General features: G+C 61.4%; 17 protein-coding genes. 12 read left to right on the top strand and 5 right to left on the bottom strand.

Annotation, left to right across the window (positions count from 1 at the left end):
* Positions 1-275: 275 nt before the first annotated feature.
* The 8 genes from napF to ACR3EL_RS13920 are packed head-to-tail and all read left to right on the top strand — an operon-like array spanning position 276 to position 6773.
* A complete protein-coding gene (napF, locus tag ACR3EL_RS13955; protein ID WP_170339549.1) occupies positions 276-788 on the top strand; it encodes a ferredoxin-type protein NapF in 513 nt (170 codons plus the stop codon).
* Entirely contained in the window at positions 785-1078 is a 294-nt protein-coding gene (locus ACR3EL_RS13950) for a chaperone NapD (RefSeq protein ID WP_093964450.1), read from the top strand. Before napF ends, ACR3EL_RS13950 begins: the two co-directional genes overlap by 4 nt.
* Complete coding sequence (napA, locus tag ACR3EL_RS13945; protein ID WP_170585054.1) at positions 1075-3567, top strand: nitrate reductase catalytic subunit NapA; 2493 nt, start codon at positions 1075-1077, stop codon at positions 3565-3567. The genes ACR3EL_RS13950 and napA overlap by 4 nt, the downstream gene beginning before the upstream one ends.
* Positions 3568-3594: 27 nt before the next feature.
* Positions 3595-4413, top strand: a complete 819-nt coding sequence (gene napG / locus ACR3EL_RS13940) for a ferredoxin-type protein NapG (protein WP_170339552.1) — start codon at positions 3595-3597, stop codon at positions 4411-4413.
* Entirely contained in the window at positions 4410-5327 is a 918-nt protein-coding gene (napH, locus tag ACR3EL_RS13935) for a quinol dehydrogenase ferredoxin subunit NapH (protein ID WP_480722009.1), read from the top strand. The genes napG and napH overlap by 4 nt, the downstream gene beginning before the upstream one ends.
* 12 nt (positions 5328-5339) lie before the next feature.
* Entirely contained in the window at positions 5340-5777 is a 438-nt protein-coding gene (locus ACR3EL_RS13930) for a nitrate reductase cytochrome c-type subunit (RefSeq protein ID WP_170339556.1), read from the top strand.
* Between the two features lie 30 nt (positions 5778-5807).
* On the top strand, positions 5808-6503 hold the full coding sequence (locus ACR3EL_RS13925) for a NapC/NirT family cytochrome c (RefSeq protein WP_170367712.1): 696 nt from the start codon (positions 5808-5810) through the stop codon (positions 6501-6503).
* A 12-nt stretch (positions 6504-6515) separates the two neighbouring features.
* On the top strand, positions 6516-6773 hold the full coding sequence (locus ACR3EL_RS13920; RefSeq protein ID WP_093964456.1) for a hypothetical protein: 258 nt from the start codon (positions 6516-6518) through the stop codon (positions 6771-6773).
* Positions 6774-6787: 14 nt separating this feature from the next.
* On the opposite strand, the gene ACR3EL_RS13915 is transcribed toward ACR3EL_RS13920, so the two are convergent.
* From ACR3EL_RS13915 to ACR3EL_RS13905, 3 genes are all read right to left on the bottom strand, one after another.
* Entirely contained in the window at positions 6788-7258 is a 471-nt protein-coding gene (locus ACR3EL_RS13915; protein ID WP_480722006.1) for a phage holin family protein, read from the bottom strand.
* An 11-nt stretch (positions 7259-7269) separates the two neighbouring features.
* Positions 7270-7545 (bottom strand): hypothetical protein, encoded by a 276-nt coding sequence (locus ACR3EL_RS13910; protein ID WP_222457228.1) that lies wholly within the window; start codon positions 7543-7545, stop codon positions 7270-7272.
* A gap of 72 nt (positions 7546-7617) precedes the next feature.
* The gene (locus tag ACR3EL_RS13905; protein ID WP_480722004.1) at positions 7618-8700 is read right to left on the bottom strand and encodes an AI-2E family transporter; all 1083 of its coding nucleotides are present in this window, start codon (positions 8698-8700) and stop codon (positions 7618-7620) included.
* A gap of 173 nt (positions 8701-8873) precedes the next feature.
* On the opposite strand from ACR3EL_RS13905, the gene ACR3EL_RS13900 reads away from it, so the two are divergent.
* From ACR3EL_RS13900 to ACR3EL_RS13885, 4 genes are all read left to right on the top strand, one after another.
* Positions 8874-10367: a BCCT family transporter gene (locus ACR3EL_RS13900; RefSeq protein ID WP_170339566.1), complete on the top strand. Its 1494-nt coding sequence runs from the start codon at positions 8874-8876 to the stop codon at positions 10365-10367.
* Positions 10368-10841: 474 nt separating this feature from the next.
* Entirely contained in the window at positions 10842-12296 is a 1455-nt protein-coding gene (gene xylB / locus ACR3EL_RS13895; RefSeq protein ID WP_480722002.1) for a xylulokinase, read from the top strand.
* Positions 12293-13249 (top strand): aldose epimerase family protein, encoded by a 957-nt coding sequence (locus ACR3EL_RS13890; protein WP_480722000.1) that lies wholly within the window; start codon positions 12293-12295, stop codon positions 13247-13249. The genes xylB and ACR3EL_RS13890 overlap by 4 nt, the downstream gene beginning before the upstream one ends.
* Positions 13246-14547 (top strand): cytochrome-c peroxidase, encoded by a 1302-nt coding sequence (locus ACR3EL_RS13885; RefSeq protein WP_480721998.1) that lies wholly within the window; start codon positions 13246-13248, stop codon positions 14545-14547. The genes ACR3EL_RS13890 and ACR3EL_RS13885 overlap by 4 nt, the downstream gene beginning before the upstream one ends.
* Here the strand turns inward: ACR3EL_RS13885 and ACR3EL_RS13880 are convergent, their stop codons facing one another.
* Both ACR3EL_RS13880 and ACR3EL_RS13875 read right to left on the bottom strand, forming a co-directional pair.
* Complete coding sequence (locus ACR3EL_RS13880) at positions 14548-16059, bottom strand: CRTAC1 family protein (protein WP_480721996.1); 1512 nt, start codon at positions 16057-16059, stop codon at positions 14548-14550. It lies immediately after the preceding gene.
* Entirely contained in the window at positions 16049-17266 is a 1218-nt protein-coding gene (locus ACR3EL_RS13875; protein WP_170405249.1) for an ROK family transcriptional regulator, read from the bottom strand. The genes ACR3EL_RS13880 and ACR3EL_RS13875 overlap by 11 nt, the downstream gene beginning before the upstream one ends.
* Positions 17267-17390 lie beyond the last annotated feature (124 nt).

The raw sequence follows: 17390 nt of genomic DNA, 5'->3' as shown, positions 1-17390 counted from the left end.
CCTCAGAAGTATCCACCCGCAGGCAGCCTAGTACAGACCACCGGGTCGAGTCTGCATTTTTTATAGTAATATTCGATTATGACTGCGCAATCCGCCGTTTCCGGTTTTTCGGATCAGCTTTGTGCCGCGCCTTTCCAGAGTTGGATTTCAGGAAGGATTCGTTTGCTCAATCCATGAGCAAATCTGATCAAGATCAAGTCAGAGTTGACTCGTATCCGCTATCCACGCAGCATGAACGGAGTACCACAAATGTTTCTAGAACAGGTGGGCGGCACATGTCTGCAGTAGCCAGCAGGCGCGCGTTCCTGACAGGACGCCTGCCTCGCGAAGACGACAGCGTGAAGCGGCCGCCAGGAGCGGCGCGCGAAAACTTCCACGATCTCTGCACTCGATGCGGCGACTGTGTCTCGGTTTGCCCCGAGGATGTCCTGGCGATGGACGACGCGGGCTTGCCGGTGTTTCAGCCGCAGCAGGGTGGCTGCACCTTTTGCGGAGGCTGCGCGGATGCCTGCAAGACCGACGCATTGAGCCTGGACCGGTTCGCCGAGTGGCCGTGGCGCGCGAAAGTGTCCGACACCTGCCTTTCGGCAAATGGAGTCAGTTGCCGGGTGTGCCAGGACAGCTGCGATCAAGGGGCCATCCGATTCCGCCTGAAAACCGGAGGCCGCGCCGAAGTGAACCTGGACCTGGCATCATGTGTCGGTTGCGGGGCCTGCTCGGCCGCATGCCCGACCGGTGCCGTTTCCCTCGAGAGATACCAGCCCGCCACAGTGGAGGTGCGTGAATGAATATCTGTGGATGCCTCGTGCATGTCGCGCCGGACCAGACCTCAGCGGCACGGTCGGCGATGACCGCGTTCGACGGGGTCGAAATCCATGCCGAATCCGACGACAGCCGGTTCGTTGTCGTCGTCGAGGACACGCCGACACGGTTGGCGTCCGAGATCATCATGGACCTGCACCAGATCCCCGGGGTCGTTTCACTGACCCTGACATATCACCATTTCGAAGATCTCGCGGAGACCCGTCCGCGTCCTGAAACTCCCAGCCAAGATTCCAGCCGGAGGCCCTTGTCATGACCATTTCCGAATCTCGCCGTACGTTTCTGAAAGCAACCGCCGCCGCAGCGACAGCGTCCGCGGCCGGTATCCCGCTGGCGACTGGCCAAGCTGCCGCCCAAGTCGCCAATGCCGACATCCGCTGGGACAAGGCACCTTGCCGGTTCTGCGGCACGGGCTGCTCGGTTTTGGTGGGCACCAAGGAAGACCGCGTGGTTGCCACGCAAGGCGACCCGGACGCTCCGGTGAACCGGGGGCTGAACTGCATCAAGGGCTATTTCCTCTCCAAGATCATGTACGGCAAGGACCGTCTGACCACCCCGTTGCTGCGCAAATCTAACGGCGTCTATGACAAGAACGGTGACTTCGAACCTGTCAGCTGGGACGAAGCCTTCGACGTGATGGCCGAGAAGTGGAAAGAGGCGCTGGCCAAGAAAGGCCCGACCAGCGTGGGCATGTTCGGCTCGGGACAGTGGACCGTGTGGGAGGGCTACGCTGCGGCCAAGTTGATGAAGGCCGGGTTCCGCACGAACAACATCGACCCGAACGCGCGGCACTGCATGGCCTCGGCCGTGGTGGGCTTCATGCGTACCTTCGGCATTGATGAACCGATGGGCTGCTATGACGACCTCGAACATGCCGACACGTTCGTGCTGTGGGGTTCGAACATGGCCGAGATGCACCCGATCCTGTGGTCGCGCCTGACCGACACGCGCCTGACCAAGCCGGGCGCGCAGGTACATGTGCTGTCGACCTTCGAGCACCGCTCGTTCGAGCTGGCCGACAACGGTATCATCTTCAAGCCGCAGACCGATCTGGCGATCCTGAACTACATCGCAAACCACATCATCCAGACCGGCGCGGTGAACGAGGAGTTCGTCAAGAACCACGTCAACATCACCAAGACCGCTACCGACATCGGTTACGGCCTGCGCGAGACCAACCCGCTGCAACAGGCCGCTGCGAACCCGGACTCGGGCAAGCTGGAGCCGATCTCGTTCGAGGAATACGCCGCCTCGGTTGCCGACTACACGCTGGAGTACGTCTCCGAGTTGTCGGGCGTGCCGGCGAACCAGCTTGAGCAACTGGCCAAGGAATATGCCGACCCGAACCGCAAGGTCATGAGCCTGTGGACCATGGGCTTCAATCAGCACACACGAGGGTCCTGGGTGAACTCGTTGATGTACAACGTGCACCTGCTGGTGGGCAAAATCTCCGAGCCGGGCAACTCGCCGTTCTCGCTGACCGGTCAGCCTTCGGCCTGTGGCACCGCGCGCGAGGTTGGCACTTTTGCGCACCGTCTGCCCGCCGACATGGTGGTGACCAATGATGAACACCGCAAGATCACCGAGACCAAGTGGAACATTCCCGCAGGCACCATTCCGCCCAAGCCGGGTTTCCACGCGGTTCTGCAGAACCGCAAGCTGAAGGATGGTGACCTGAACGTCTATTGGGTGCAGTGCAACAACAACATGCAGGCCGCGCCCAATATCAACGAGGAAGGCTATCCCGGCTATCGCAACCCAGAAAACTTCATCGTCGTATCGGATCCGTACCCAACGGTGACTGCCGTTGCGGCCGACCTGATCCTGCCCACCGCCATGTGGGTCGAGAAAGAAGGCGCCTATGGCAACGCCGAACGCCGCACCCAGTTCTGGCGTCAGCAGGTCAAGGCCCCGGGCGAGGCCAAGTCGGACCTGTGGCAGCTGATGGAGTTCTCGAAACGCTTCACCGTCGAGGAGGTTTGGGACGAAGAGCTGCTGGCCAAGATGCCCGAGCATCGCGGCAAGACCCTGTTCGACGTACTGTTTGCCAACGGCAAGATCGACCAGTATCCGCTGTCGGAAACCGCCGAAGGGTTCCACAACGATGAGTCCGAGCATTTCGGCTTCTACGTCCAGAAGGGCCTGTTCGAGGAATATGCCAGCTTTGGCCGCGGCCACGGGCACGATCTGGCGCCCTTCGAAACCTATCATCAGGCTCGCGGGCTGCGCTGGCCGGTCGTGGACGGGAAAGAGACGCTCTATCGCTTCCGCGAGGGCTACGATTCCTATGTGCCTGAGGGTGCCGGCGTCAAATTCTATGGTCACAAAGACGGCAAGGCCAAAATCATCTTTGCGCCCTACGAACCGGCAGCAGAGGAGCCGGACGAAGAGTTCGATCTGTGGCTGTGCACCGGCCGGGTGCTGGAGCACTGGCATTCCGGGTCGATGACCCGCCGCGTACCCGAGCTTCACCGCGCCTTCCCCGCCGCCGTGGTGTTCATGCACCCCGAGGACGCCAAGGAACGCGGTGTGCGCCGCGGGCAGGAGATCGTGCTGTCCACGCGCCGCGGCGAGGTGATCAGCCGGGTCGAGACCCGCGGGCGCAACAAGGTGCCGCGTGGCCTCGTGTTCATGCCGTGGTTCGACGAGGGCCAGCTTACCAACAAGCTGACGCTGGATGCGACCTGCCCGCTGTCCAAAGAGACGGACTTCAAGAAATGCGCCTGCAAGGTCGAGCGGGCGTAAGGGCAGGAATCGCAGAGGACGGGTGTGATGTCTCTGGTCGGCAAACCTCTTTCGCCGCAACGGCGCCGGTTCCTGCAGGATTCGGCGCGCGCGGCGGGTGGCTGTTTGGTCGCCGGGTCTTTGCTGGCCTATCTGGCCCGCGACGCCCGCGCCCTGCCGGCCGAGGCCTTGCGCCCACCGGGGGCGTTGCCCGAAGATGGCTTTCTGGGCGCCTGCGTTCGCTGCGGGCTGTGCGTCCGTGATTGTCCCTATGACACGCTGAAGCTGGCCGAGTTGGGCATCGATGCGGTTGCGACAGGTACGCCGTACTTCATCGCCCGCGACGTGCCCTGCGAAATGTGCGAAGACATCCCCTGTGTTGCGGCCTGCCCGACCGGGGCGCTGGACAAGGGGTTGCAGGACATTGACGACGCCAAGATGGGTGTTGCGGTTCTTGTGGACCAGGAGAACTGCCTGAACTTCCTGGGGCTGCGCTGCGACGTGTGCTATCGGGTCTGCCCTGTCATCGACGAGGCGATCACGCTGGAGCTGTCGCACAATGACCGGTCCGGCCACCATGCGATCTTTGCGCCGACGGTTCATGCCGACCGCTGCACCGGCTGTGGCGTCTGCGAGAAAAGCTGCGTTTTGCCCGAGGCCGCGATCAAGGTTTTGCCCGCCCGCCTGGCGCGCGGCAGTTCGGCCGAACATTACCGCAAGGGATGGGAAGAAAAGGCCGAAAAGGGCGGACCGCTGGTCGAAGGCATCATCGACCTGCCCGATCGCCTGCCCGGACCGGGCGCGGACAACCTTGCCGCGCCGGGCGGATACGAACCGGGCTACAACCTTCCGGGGGCAGGCCAATGACGGCGCGGACACATATGCCCGTCGGGCACGAGGCCCGCGAGGTCAAGGGATGGTTCGGCGCCCATCGGTTCCTGCTGCTGCGGCGGTTCAGTCAGGTGTTCTTTCTGGTCCTGTTCCTGCTGGGGCCGTGGTTCGGCATCTGGATCGTCAAGGGCACGCTGGCCGGATCGCTGACGCTGGACGTGCTGCCGCTGACCGATCCGTTCATCCTGCTGCAGGGGCTGGTGGCCGGCCATTGGCCGGAAATGACCGCGCTGGTCGGCGGGCTGATCGTTCTGGTGGCCTATGCGCTGATCGGCGGGCGGGTCTATTGCTCGTGGGTGTGCCCGATCAACCCGGTTACGGATGCCGCGCATTGGCTGCACCGTCGGCTGGACCTGCCCAAGGGCTGGCAGCCCAAACGCAGCACCCGGCTGTGGATATTGGCGACCGTTTTGATCGTGTCAGCCCTTACCGGCGTGATTGCATGGGAACTGGTGAACCCCATCACCATGCTGCACCGCGGGCTGGTCTTTGGCATGGGTTTTGTCTGGGCGATGGTCGTGGCGATCTTTGTCTTTGACCTTTTCGTGGCCCGGCACGGATGGTGCGGCCATATCTGCCCGGTCGGGGCCTTCTACGGCCTGATCGGCGCCAAAAGCCTGCTGCGGGTCAGCGCCACCAACCGCGCCGCCTGCGACGACTGCATGGATTGCTATGCGGTCTGTCCGGAAAACCAGGTGATCTCGCCCGCACTGAAGGGCAAGCCGGGATCCAGCCCGCTGATCCTGTCGCCCGATTGCACAACATGCGGCCGTTGCATCGATGTGTGCTCGGTCGATGTCTTCAAACTTACCCACCGGTTCGATGACGCCGTCGTCGCGCCACCCGATCCAGCCGCCGCGCCAGAACCGCGCGCCGCCAGACCTGCTTAAGGGAGTGCCAAGATGAAAAAATCAATAGCGACAGGCGCAATAGCCCTGATCCCTGTTCTTCTTGTGACCGGGCTTGCCTTTGCGCAATCCGCGTCCGTGACCACGTTGCGAGGCGTGGATATCGATGATCCGGCCATCCTAGATGATGTACACCGCAACATCGAAGGGCGCATGCAGCGCAACTATCGCCAGCAGCCGCCGCTGATCCCGCACAAAATCGACCAGTACCAGATCGACATCCGCACCAATCAGTGCCTGTCCTGCCACGACTGGACCAAGGCCGGTGAGCGTAACGCGCCGACCCTGTCGATGACCCACTATCTGGATCGCGAAGGCAACGAGCTCGATCAGATCGCGGGCACCCGTTATTTCTGCAACCAGTGCCATGTGCCGCAGGCGGATGCGCCGGCCCTGGTCGACAACCTGTTCCAGCCCTCGGCCGGAAACTGATCCAGCTTTGGACTGAAAGGAGCACCGAATATGGCAGACTCTCCTGAAAAGCGCGGCTTGATCGGCCGCATCTGGGCGTGGATCTGGACTCCGGCCGCCGCGTTCAGCGCAGGCTTTCTGGTTCTGGCGGGCTTTCTGGCCGGCATCCTGTTCTGGGGTGGGTTCCACTGGACGCTTGAGATGACGAATACCGAAGAATTCTGCGTCTCGTGCCACACGATGGAAACCAACCTTGGCGAATACCGGGAAACGATCCACTACAACAACCACTCCGGCGTACGGGCCATCTGTTCCGATTGCCACGTGCCCAAGGAATGGAGCTTCAAAATCGAAGCCAAGATCATGGCGGTGAAAGACGTCTATCACGAGCTGGTCGGCACCATCAGCACGCCCGAGAAATACGAGGATCACCGCCTGCAGATGGCCTCGGCCGTGTGGAAAAAGATGAAGGCCTCGGACAGCCGCGAATGCCGCAACTGTCACAATTTCGAATACATGGACTTCACCATTCAGGAAACGCGCGCCGCCAACGAACACCAGCGTGCGATCGACGAGAACATGACCTGCATCGACTGCCACCAGGGCATCGCGCACAGCCTGCCGCCGGGCTATCTGGAGGAGTATCAGAAAGTGGTCGCCTCGCTGGATCCGGTGACCGGCACTGAAATTGCGCAGAGTACCGGCGCGGCCGAGATCCGATCATTCCTGAACAGCGCATCCGACTAGGAGTGGCACGACATGCTTGAGATTCTTGGAACAATCGGCGGCAACATCCTGAGCCTGCCCGGCATTCTGGGCCTTGCGGTGGGCATGATGACCCGCCAACTGTGGTTGGCCGCGACGATGGGCGCGGTGATCGGCATACTGGAAACCCTGGCTTTCGCGCATTGGACCTTTGCCAAGGTCGAGCCGATGGAGTTGATCATCGGCGTTCTGGTCGGTGTGTGCGCCAGCAGCATTGGCTGTCTGATCCGTCAGAAAGGGGCGACCGTCTAGGCGACAGTCGCCGCTTACTCTTTGCGGTTCTTCAGGTGTTTCAGAACGGCGCTTGCGATCATGCTCACCAACCCGGGGGCAAGCGTTCCCAGAGGGTCGCGTGAGACGGTTCTAAGGTCGCGGACCGTCTCGCGAGCCTCTGACATCATGTCCTGAACCTCGGCCTCGATATCGCCGATCGCCATGTCGCGCAGTTCTGCTACTGGCGCAGTGTCGGCCTCGGCGCTGACCGAGTTGGCGATGGCCGCGAGTATCAGCGCTACGATCAGGTTGATCAGGGCGATGACCAGTGCAGCCAACGGCTTGGACATCACTGACGCAAGAGCAAGATAGCCCGCGACATTCAGCATGATGATGGCCAACCCGCCCGCCAATCCGGCTGCGGCGAAAAAGCCTGCGCGTTTGGCCAAGACGGTCATGTTCCGCTGAGCGATCAGCCGTTCGGTGCGCAGGATGATGGAAATGTTTCGGGAAATGCGGCTCATCTGACTGTCTCCTACCTGGACCGACCGATCACGTAGCCCAGAGCGAAAACGCCCAGGGCGAACAGGATGGCTTTCTTGTGTGGCATGGCATCCAGCTCGGCCAGCGCGGTCTCGATCTCACCGGACCAGTCTTCGAACTCGGCCGACAACTTGTCGGGAATGTCGTGGACGGCCTCTTTCACCTTTTCGCCCGCCTTGCGCGCGCCCGACTTTTTGTCCTCGGCCTGCTCTTCAAGCTGCCGCTTCAACTCAGCGACCTGCTGTTCAAGTTCCGCTTTGGTAACCATTGGTGTTGTCCTTTCGTCAAGCGGCCAGTCGCGCGGGCGATGGGCCGATAATCCGGTTTGGCGGCATCGAGATCAGTCTTTGGGACCCACACGGCCATCGCCCGACATCAGTATGGCGATGGGGCGCGTGGCCGGAATGTGGGTCAGAATGATCATGATGCAGACAGTGATCGGCACGCTCATCAGCGCACCGGGAATGCCCCAGATCGCGGTCCAGAATGTCAGGGCCAGTATGACCATGAGAGGGGACAGGTTCAGGCTTTTGCCCAGCAAGGTCGGCTCAAGAATATTTCCGACCGAGAATTGCACGGCCCCGCATCCCAACAGCACCATCAGGAAGGGGCTCAGTTCCTCGAACTGGACAAGAGCGACCAGAGAGGGCAGGGCGACACCGATGATCGAGCCGACCGTGGGGATGAAATTCAACAGAAAGGCCAGAACCGCCCAGGTCTCAGCGAAATCCAACCCGACCGCCCACATGACAAGAAAGCTGCCGAACCCGGTTAGCGCGCTGACGAAAGTCTTGATCCCGACATAGCGCTGGATGCTGGCGGACGTGCTGTGCAGCACGTTGCGAACTTTGTTGGCAAGCATTGGATCCGAGATCGCAAGGTCAATCTTGGTCTGCATCGGCAGGCGTTCAACCAGCATGAACGGCACGTAGAGCAGCACAAGGAAGAAGGCGCTGAGAAAGGCGCCAGCGGATCCGATGATGCTGCCGGCAAAACCCGACAGGTTGATCTGGCTCAGCGCCTTCTGGGCCGCGGCATAGTTCTCGTTGCCGACGAGGGCGACAAGTTTTGCCAGAATACCGGACAGGCGCTCTTCGTATTTCGGGAAAGCCTCGGACACCAGACCGGCCTGGCTGGACAGGATCGACAGGATGATCAGCAATCCAAACAGGATCAGGCACAAGGCCCCAAGATGCGCCATCCATTTCGGTACGGAATGGCCCAGAATGACGATCCGGTGGATCCGGTCAGATGTTGCAGTGAGCAGCACAAACAACAGTATGGCGAAGGAAAGCGGTATCAGAACCGAGGACGCCAGCACCAATGACGCGATGGTCAGAAACAGCAGAACAACCAGCTGATACCAGAAGGTCAGCCCAAGCTTGCCCGCGCGCTGGTTGTCGGCCTTGGGTTGAGTTGCCATGCACGTCTCCTGCGGGCTCAGCGCCGTTGCGGCCCGCCACCGTTGGTCGGTTCCGCCATTAGGCACAGATATTCGGCTGTTCTCAAACAAAATTCTCGAAAGAGTTGATTTCTGGACAGGTTGCAAGCGGGTCTCTACGCTCGGCTTTGGATCAAATCCAAGGACCAAAGCCCATGCGCCGCACATCTACCAACTCGCTGCTTGTCATCGCGCTTGCGATCAGCGCAGGCATTGCGATTTGGGGTCTTGTCGACCCGGCGGGGCTGGGCCGGTTGGCGTCTGCCGCGGTTGCGACGCAGTTCGTAAGCCGGGGTTGGTTCATCATGCTCGAGGCCAGCGGCCTGTTGTTCGTTGCGCTGTTTCTGGCCTTTTCGCGCTTTGGGTGCATCCGGTTGGGGCCGGATGGTGCCGAGCCCGAGTTTTCGACTCCCGCATGGATCGCCATGCTGTTCGCGGCCGGGATGGGGGTTGGGCTGCTGTTTTATGGTGCGGCCGAGCCGCTGACCCATTTCGAAGAGCTCAGAAAATACGAGCCAGATCCGAGGGCCGCCGGATACGCGCTGTTCGTAACCTACCTGAACTGGGGCTTTCATGCCTGGGCAATCTACGGGGTGGTCGGTCTGATCATTGCCTATTTCGCCTTCCGCCGTGGGGGCACTCTGCTGCTGAGCGCGCCGTTGAACGACGCTCTTGGGTCGGCCCCGTGGGTTCGGGCGATGGGCTGGGGCTTTGATCTTCTGTCAATCGTTGCCATTGCCGTGGGGTTGGCTGGCTCGCTGGCAATGGGAGTGTTTCAGGTTCAAACCGGGCTGGCCGGATTGCTCGGCGTGGCGGATTCGGGGGCTCTGACGCTTCCGGTCTTTTTCGCCATGTGTGTGGCCTTTGTCATCCCTCTGCGCCGGGATTTGGGGGACGGCATGGCCAAACTGTCCAATGCTGCGATGCTGATTGCCGTGGCAATGATGATCTATCTGTTGATCCTTGGCCCCACCTCATACCTGATGAACGGTATCGTGAGCGGCTTCGGGAGATACGTGTTCCACGTTCTGCCCGCCGGGTTTGCCACAGCCGAGTTCTTTGGTGACGATCTCGTCAACTGGTTCCAGGATTGGACTCTGAACTATATGATCTGGTGGCTGGCCTGGTCGCCGTTCGTCGGTATCTTCATCGCCCGGATTTCCCGGGGCAGAACGATCCGGGCGTTTCTTCTGGGTGTGATCGTCGCACCAACCTTGTTCTCGATCCTTTGGTTTGGCGTGTTTGGCGGGCTTGGGTTTTTTGATGCGCTGCGGCAGCAAGGCTCCCTGTCCGTGGTCAATCAGCAGAACCTGGATGCGACCACATTCGCGTTGCTTCAGCGGTTTCCACTGTCGGGGCTAACGCAGACAGCGACCATCGTCGCGGCGTTTCTGTTTGTGGTCACCAGCGTTGTCAGCGCCGGATTTACCCTTGCGATGATCGGAACCGGTGGTGATGAAAACCCGTCTCCCCGGATCCGCACGGTGTGGGGGGCAATTCTGGGTGCGTTGGGGCTTGCCATGGTCTTTGTCGGAGATATCGGGCTGGTGCGATCTGTCATCGCAATTTCGGCGATCGCCTTTGTTTTCATCGTTCCGGTTCTGGTGGTCTGTCTGTTCCGGGTGCTGGCGCTGGAGGAAGGGCCATGACAGGCGAGTTTCTGGATACCGTTCTGAACGTCACCGTCTTTCTTTACTTGGGCTTTCTGATCTGGCTGTGCCTGCGCCCGGATCCTTGAGGCCCGTTTGCCGGGAAAGGGGATGTCACCATCCGTCAAACCTGATGGACGTAACCCAAAGAACGCGCGCGTTTTCCCTGCAGGTTGAATTGCAGCCATGCCCCATGCTGCGGTCGTCATGCAACGAGACACCCGCCTCGATCTCCGAGATATAGGGCAGCATGCGCAAGAGTAGACAACCAACAGCGAACTAAGTCTTGAGCGCCCAAACAGCGTTTTGGCGGAGAACCTTTTGATCTGCTGCCGATCAAGGAAACCGGGTGAGGACCTGGCATTCCGCCCTATTTGCGTCATATGAATATGCGCGCCGGATTCCGGTGTTGACATTTTCTGATCTCGGTTAATAATTTTACCAACTAAAATAATGTGGGTGAGGGCGCGTCTCGTGTATCTGGGTTTGGATCTGGGGACCTCGGGTCTCAGGGGAATTCTTGTGGACGAGGCCGGGCAGGTTCTGGCCGAGGCCGAGGCTGAGATCGCCACGTCGAACCCGCAACCGGGCTGGTCCGAACAAGCCCCGCAGGACTGGATCGACGCCTGTGTAACCGTAATGGGCCGACTGCATGAGACGAACGGCGATGCGCTGGCGCAACTGCGGGCGATCGGACTGAGCGGCCATATGCACGGCGCAACGCTGTTGGATCGGGACGGCGCCGTCCTGCGGCCGTGCGTTCTGTGGAATGACACCAGATCCGCGCAAGAGGCCAAAGAATTGGACCAGACCCTAGGGATGCGCGAGATCACGGGCAATATCGTGTTTCCCGGGTTCACCGCGCCCAAGCTGGAATGGGTCCGTGCCCATGAGCCCGACCTGTTCGCCCGTACGGCCATGGTGTTGTTGCCGAAGGATTATCTGCGGTTCTGGCTGACCGGGGAGTATGTCAGTGACATGTCCGACAGCGCGGGAACGTCGTGGCTGGATGTCGGCGCGCGAGACTGGTCGGACAGGGCGCTGGAGTTGGGTCACATGAGGCCCGATCAGATGCCGCGGCTGGTCGAGGGCGCCGACCCCGGTGGCGAGCTGCGGGAGGAACTGCTCCGGGAGTGGGGGCTGTCCGGCCCGGTTGTGGTCGCTGGCAGCGCTGGCGACAACGCCGCGGCCGCTTGCGGTATCGGCAGCATCGACGAAGGGTCCGGGTTTTTGTCCCTTGGCACCTCGGGTGTGCTGCTGATGGCCCGGAATAGCTATGCACCTGCCCCCGAGACGGCGGTTCATTGCTTTTGCCATGCGGTCCCCCGGCGTTGGATACAGATGGGCGTCATCCTGTCGGCGACCAACAGCCTGAACTGGCTGTCACGCAACCTCGGCCAGTCGGTCGAGGCGCTGGCAGGGGCGCTGCCCGCCCAGCCAAACGGGCCGTCGTCGTTGACCTTTCTGCCCTACCTGTCCGGCGAGCGGACGCCGCACAATGACAGCGCCATCCGAGGGGCTTTTCTGGGCCTCGACATCGCCTCGGGGTCGGCGGATCTGGTGCAGGCGGTGATGGAGGGCGTCGGTTTCGCAATGCGGGATTGCCTTGAGGCCCTGAGGAGCACAGGCACCGAACCGTCGCAGTTGATTGCCGTAGGCGGCGGTGCGCGGTCCCGGTATTGGCTTCAGACCATCGCCACCACGCTGAATGTGCCGCTGGCCCTGCCCAAGGGGAGCGCGTTCGGGGCTGCGACTGGTGCCGCGCGGCTGGCCATGTGCGCTGCCGGGGACGCAACACCCGAACAGGTCATGACCCCACCAGAGATCGACGCCGTCATCGAGCCGCAGAGTGATTTGACCGAAGCCTATGACAGCGCCTACAGACGATACAGAGCGTATTACAAGGCCCTGGCGCCATTGGCTGGATGATGAACAAAAGTCGCAATGATTGCACTGATATCCCGGTTGCCGACCTGCGAGATGGGGACATGCGGGTGTCATTGCTGGGCTATGGGGCGATCACGCAAGGGTGGTGGTACAAGGACCAACCGCTGATCCTTGGCTATGACGACCCGACCGAATACCTGAACGACCCGTTCTATCTGGGCGCGCTCGTCGGGCGGGTCGCCAACCGGATCGGCGGCGCAGGGTTCGATTTGGACGGCACCCATCATGCGCTGATTGCGAACGAAGGGTCGAATACGCTGCATGGGGGGCATGAAGGGCTCTCGCGCCAGTTTTGGCAGGTCGAGCAGCTCTCGCCGCGCGAGGCGGTGCTGGTCCATGTCTCACCTCACGGCGTGGGCGGATTTCCGGGGGCTGTTCGGTTCGAGGTCGGGGTCCGGTTGGAATTCCCTCGCCTGACATATTCGATCTCCGCCTGGCCGGACAGGCCGACCCCGATCAGCATCGCGCAACACAACTACTATACGTTGGGGTCTGCTCAAGGCATCTCCGAGCACCGATTGCAGTTGGCGTCGGATCGTCACTTGGAGCTGGACGATCAGGGGATACCGCATGGCGGGATCGTCGACTCTGCATCGGTCGGGCTGGATTTCGCCGCCCCCCAACCGATCGGGCAGGCCGCCATGGACCTCGATCATTTCTTTCTGTCCCGCACCCGCGGTATGGTGGCCCAACCGGTGGCCACCCTTGCGGCGCCGTCGGGTCTGACGATGACGGTCCATTCCGATCAGCCCGGGGCGCAGGTCTACTCTGCCGCCCATCTGTCCGCGCCATTTGCGCCGCATGCCGGGGTCTGTATCGAACCATCAGGCTATCCGAATGCGCCGAACGTCCCCGCGTTCCCCTCGATCATATGCACGCCCGACAAGCCGTATCACCAGACGCTGATGCTCGAGATATCCGAGGCAGTGGCATGAGCGTGATCCGTTCCTTATCGGCCTTGGCTGTTCTCGCCAGCTTTGCCACCGGGACAGCGGCCCAGAACCTGGGCCCGGCTCCCGAGTTCATCGAGCCCGACCTTGCCATCGTGGAACTGGGCCAAATGCTGTTCTACGACCCGATCCTGTCGGGAAATGAAAACATCAGTTGCGCCACCTGCCACCACCCAAGGTTTGGGACCTCGGACGGGATGTCGCTGGGCATCGGAGAAGGCGGGGTAGGGCTGGGCAGCGCCCGCGGGCTTGGGTCCGACAACCTGCCCGAACAGCGCATCCCGCGCAACTCTCCGGCCCTCTGGAACCTTGGCGCGACCGAGTTCACGACGTTCTTCCACGATGGCAGGCTAGAGGATGATCCAGCGCAACCTTTCGGCATCAGAACACCATTGGGGCAGCATATGCGGCCGGGGTTCCGCTCGGCATTGGCGGCTCAGGCCATGTTCCCGGTTCTGTCGCCGGATGAGATGGCCGGACATTACTCGGAAAACCCGATCAGCAAGGCGGTGCGGCTGGGCCTTCTGACGCAACAGGGTGGTGCATGGGACCTGATCGCCGGGCGGGCGGCTGCAGTTCCGGAATATCAAAGAATGTTCCGCGACGTGACCCCCGAAAAGGAGGTCTCGTTCGTTGCCATCGCCAACGCGATTGCCGATTTCATCGCCTTTGAATGGCGTGCCGACAACAGCCCCTTTGATCGCGCGATGCGCGGAGAGGAACCTCTGCCGCCCGACGCGGTGCGCGGCATGCAGCTGTTTTACGGCAAGGCCGGTTGCGGATCGTGCCATTCGGGGTGGTTTCAGACCGACCACGGGTTTTATGCGATCGCGATGCCGCAGATCGGCCCGGGAAAGGCTGCTCGGTTTGAAAACCACGTCCGAGATGATGGCCGACTGCGCGTAACCGGTGCAGCCGAAGATGCGTTTGCGTTCCGAACGCCGTCGCTGCGCAATGTCACGCTGACTGCGCCCTATGGCCACGATGGGGCCTATGCTCGGCTCGAGGACGTGGTTAGGCACCACCTTGACCCCGAAGGCGCGTTGCGGCGCTACTCGATCGAAATGGCAGAGCTGCCCGCCTTTCCCGGAGCCGATGATCAACGGCCGCTACAGGATCCGGCCTTGGTCGATGCCATCGCCGCGGCCAATGAGTTGCAACCGATTGCGCTGTCAGATGCAGAGATTGACGACATCCTGAGTTTTCTGGCCGCGCTGGAGGATCCCGCCGAACGGCTGGGTGTACCACAGCGGGTGCCCAGTGGGCTGCCAGTCGACAAGTGATCAGCGCCGCAGTCGGATGATCCGGTTGGTGTCGTATGTCTCCCAGTCCGAGGGGTCTCCGCCGGGCCAGACAACACGAGTGTCCACGGTCTTGGCATTGCCCAGACCGAAATGCTGCGGCCCGGCCATCCCGCTGGCATGGCCGCCGCCGATCGTGATCTCGCGGGTCTGAATTCCGGCAGCGGTCCGGACTTCGACAAAGGCACCGATGGCCTGCGAATTGACGTCATGCTGGCCCAGATCCACCATGATCCAGTTCCCCGCGGCGGGCTGGTTCTGATAGATTTCGGCCGGTGATCCGCGATTGACCACAACCAGGTCCAGCCAGCCGTCATTGTTCAGATCATGCAGTGCGGCGCCGCGAGATTTTGCCATCGATGCCACACCGGCCTCAGCCGCGGATTCGAAAAACTGACCGGATTCCAGCTGCAGCAATAGGCTGTTGGGGTCGTCCTGCGCCGCATCCGGCATCTGTTCGACATTGCCCTTCGCGACGAAGATGTCGTCACGCCCATCGTTGTTCACATCTGCGAATTGCGCGTGCCAACCGGTCGATGGTCGCCCGTCCGCGCCAATGTGCGGCCGGTGTGCGGTCGTGCCCTTGTCATAGGTCGCATCACGCCATGTGGGACCGCCGGCTTCGGGGTCGAAAATCTGGAATTTCTGATCTCCCATCGAGGTCAGGTAGACATCGGGATAGCCATCCCCCGTCAGATCGCGCGAGGCGATGCCCATGCCCCAGATTGAATAGGGCAACCAGCCTTCGGCCTGATCATACAGGCGCGGAGTATCTTCCATCGCCCACATCTGTTCCTGTCCGTCTCGGACATAGTAGTGCCGATCGTTGCTGATCCGCAGATCCGCGCGCCCGGTCCGGCCCCAATCCGAGAACAAAGCCGACAGCGCACAGTACCCAGGTTCCAGCCGAAGGGGCGGGCCATAGGTTTCGCCAAGGGGGCGGTACAGCAGAGTGGGGTCGCAGGCCTCGAATGGGCCATTCGGATTGTCGCGGTCCACATAGGTTCCGAAGGCCAGAGTGGGCAGTGTCTGCCCGGGTTCCCATGTTGCCGAGAAGGCTGTGGTCCAGTGGTCATCGGAGTGAAACCCAAGCCCCGCGAATGGGCTGAACTGGCAATCGGGCCCACCTTTGAGCAACAGGTCCGCCCCAACGCGCAGAACCACAAGGTCCAGGATGGCGTCGCCGTCGATGTCCATCGGGTAGGCGCCGGTCACACCTGTCAGTGACAGCGGCTCCGGCGTGTTTGCCTGAAAGGAGATTTGCGCCTGAGAGGTGTTTCGGAACAGCTGCGATGGGTTCGCCCCACCAGCAAGGAAGAGTTCCGGCAAGCCGTCCCCGCTGCAGTCGAAAACCGCGACGCCGCCACCAACAAAATGCTCCCAACCGCCGTCGTAGACATGAGAGGGAATGTCGATCGGTTGATACCGGGGGATGGCAGGATCGGCACTGGCGGTCGTGGCGAAGGCCGCCACCAAGGCGAGTTCAGCTCGCATGGGCTGCGATCTCCTGCACCTTTAGGATCGACACTTGCTCGATCCCGTAGGCCGCCGCGCCCTTGGCCCACATGAGGTCGCCCCAATGATGCACCTTGATCTCGGGCAGGGCGGTGTCGACATTCACAACTCCGTTTCGAATGCGCGCCATCACGTCGTCCGAACACAGGTGCTCAAAGCTGACCTGTGCTCCGGACAGAATGATGCAATCGGGGGCAAACAGATTTATGAGGTTGGACAGGCCCAAGCCGAACATCTGGCCCGCGCGGGCCAGAACGGAAACGGCTCGTTGGTCTCCGGCGTGCGCGCGTTCGTGAATGTCGGAAACGGTTTCCAGCGCGCTGCTTTGCCCGGCGACGGTCATTTCTCGGATCAAGGCATAGTCGCCGACATAGGCCTCGAGGCATCCCCGTTGCCCGCATTGGCACAGCGCCCCGTCCAACTGGACCTTGGCGTGCCCGAATTCGGCCCCGCAGCCGTGGTTGCCCCGGAACAGCTTGCCGTCCAGAACGATGCCCAGTCCGACACCGTGCTCGATCGTGACGACAAGAAAGTTCGACAGGCCCTTGCCCAGCCCGAACAGCTGTTCGGCCTTGGCCACCAGGTTCGCATCGTTCTCGATGAAGGCCGGGCAAGGCAGGCCTTCGTCCAGAAACGCGGCGAAGTTCACATTGCGCTCGGTGATCGAAGATGACCAGTGCACGAAATTCCTCTCGGCATCGACCAAACCGGCGATGCCTATGGAAACACCTGAAAGCCCGTCGATCGTACGGTCGATCTTTGCGCAGGTCTCCTCAAGCGCAAGGCGCACGGTGCGGACGAAATCGCGCGGAGACATTCTGGCATCTTGCAGGGCGTACATGTGCGAGGTGACTTCGTTGCCTTCGAAATCGACCAGGATGACCGAGATGACCTGACGCGCGACCTTGAGGCCCGCCACAAGATAGGAGGGCCCGTCCAGTTGCAGAAGAACCCGCGGCCGCCCGCGTTTGGCCGATTTGGAATGCGCCTCGCCCTCGGTCTCTCGCACCAGGCCGGCGGAAATCAGGTCAGCGGTTGCGGCGGTTACGGTGGCCGGGCTGGTCTGCAGGGCCGATGCGATATCGATCCGCGAAATCGACCCCTTGGTTCGGATATGCTCCAACACCCGCAGGCGCGTGGCATTCCGTTGGTCCAGCGAGTTTTGAGAAGCCTTGCTTTTCAGCATCTTGTCTCCGCGAATCTTCTGTTGGCCTCAATCTATTGGGATTTGGAGCCTGCGAACAGAGTAAATATTTTACCCGCTGAAATAAATATGATACGCAGAAACACGAGGGCCGCGAATCATGACG

It is taken from the genome of Ruegeria sp. BJ3 (assembly GCF_056535665.1).
The sequence above is the reverse complement of the archived record's forward strand: the minus strand, read 5'-3'. Positions and strand labels throughout refer to the sequence as shown.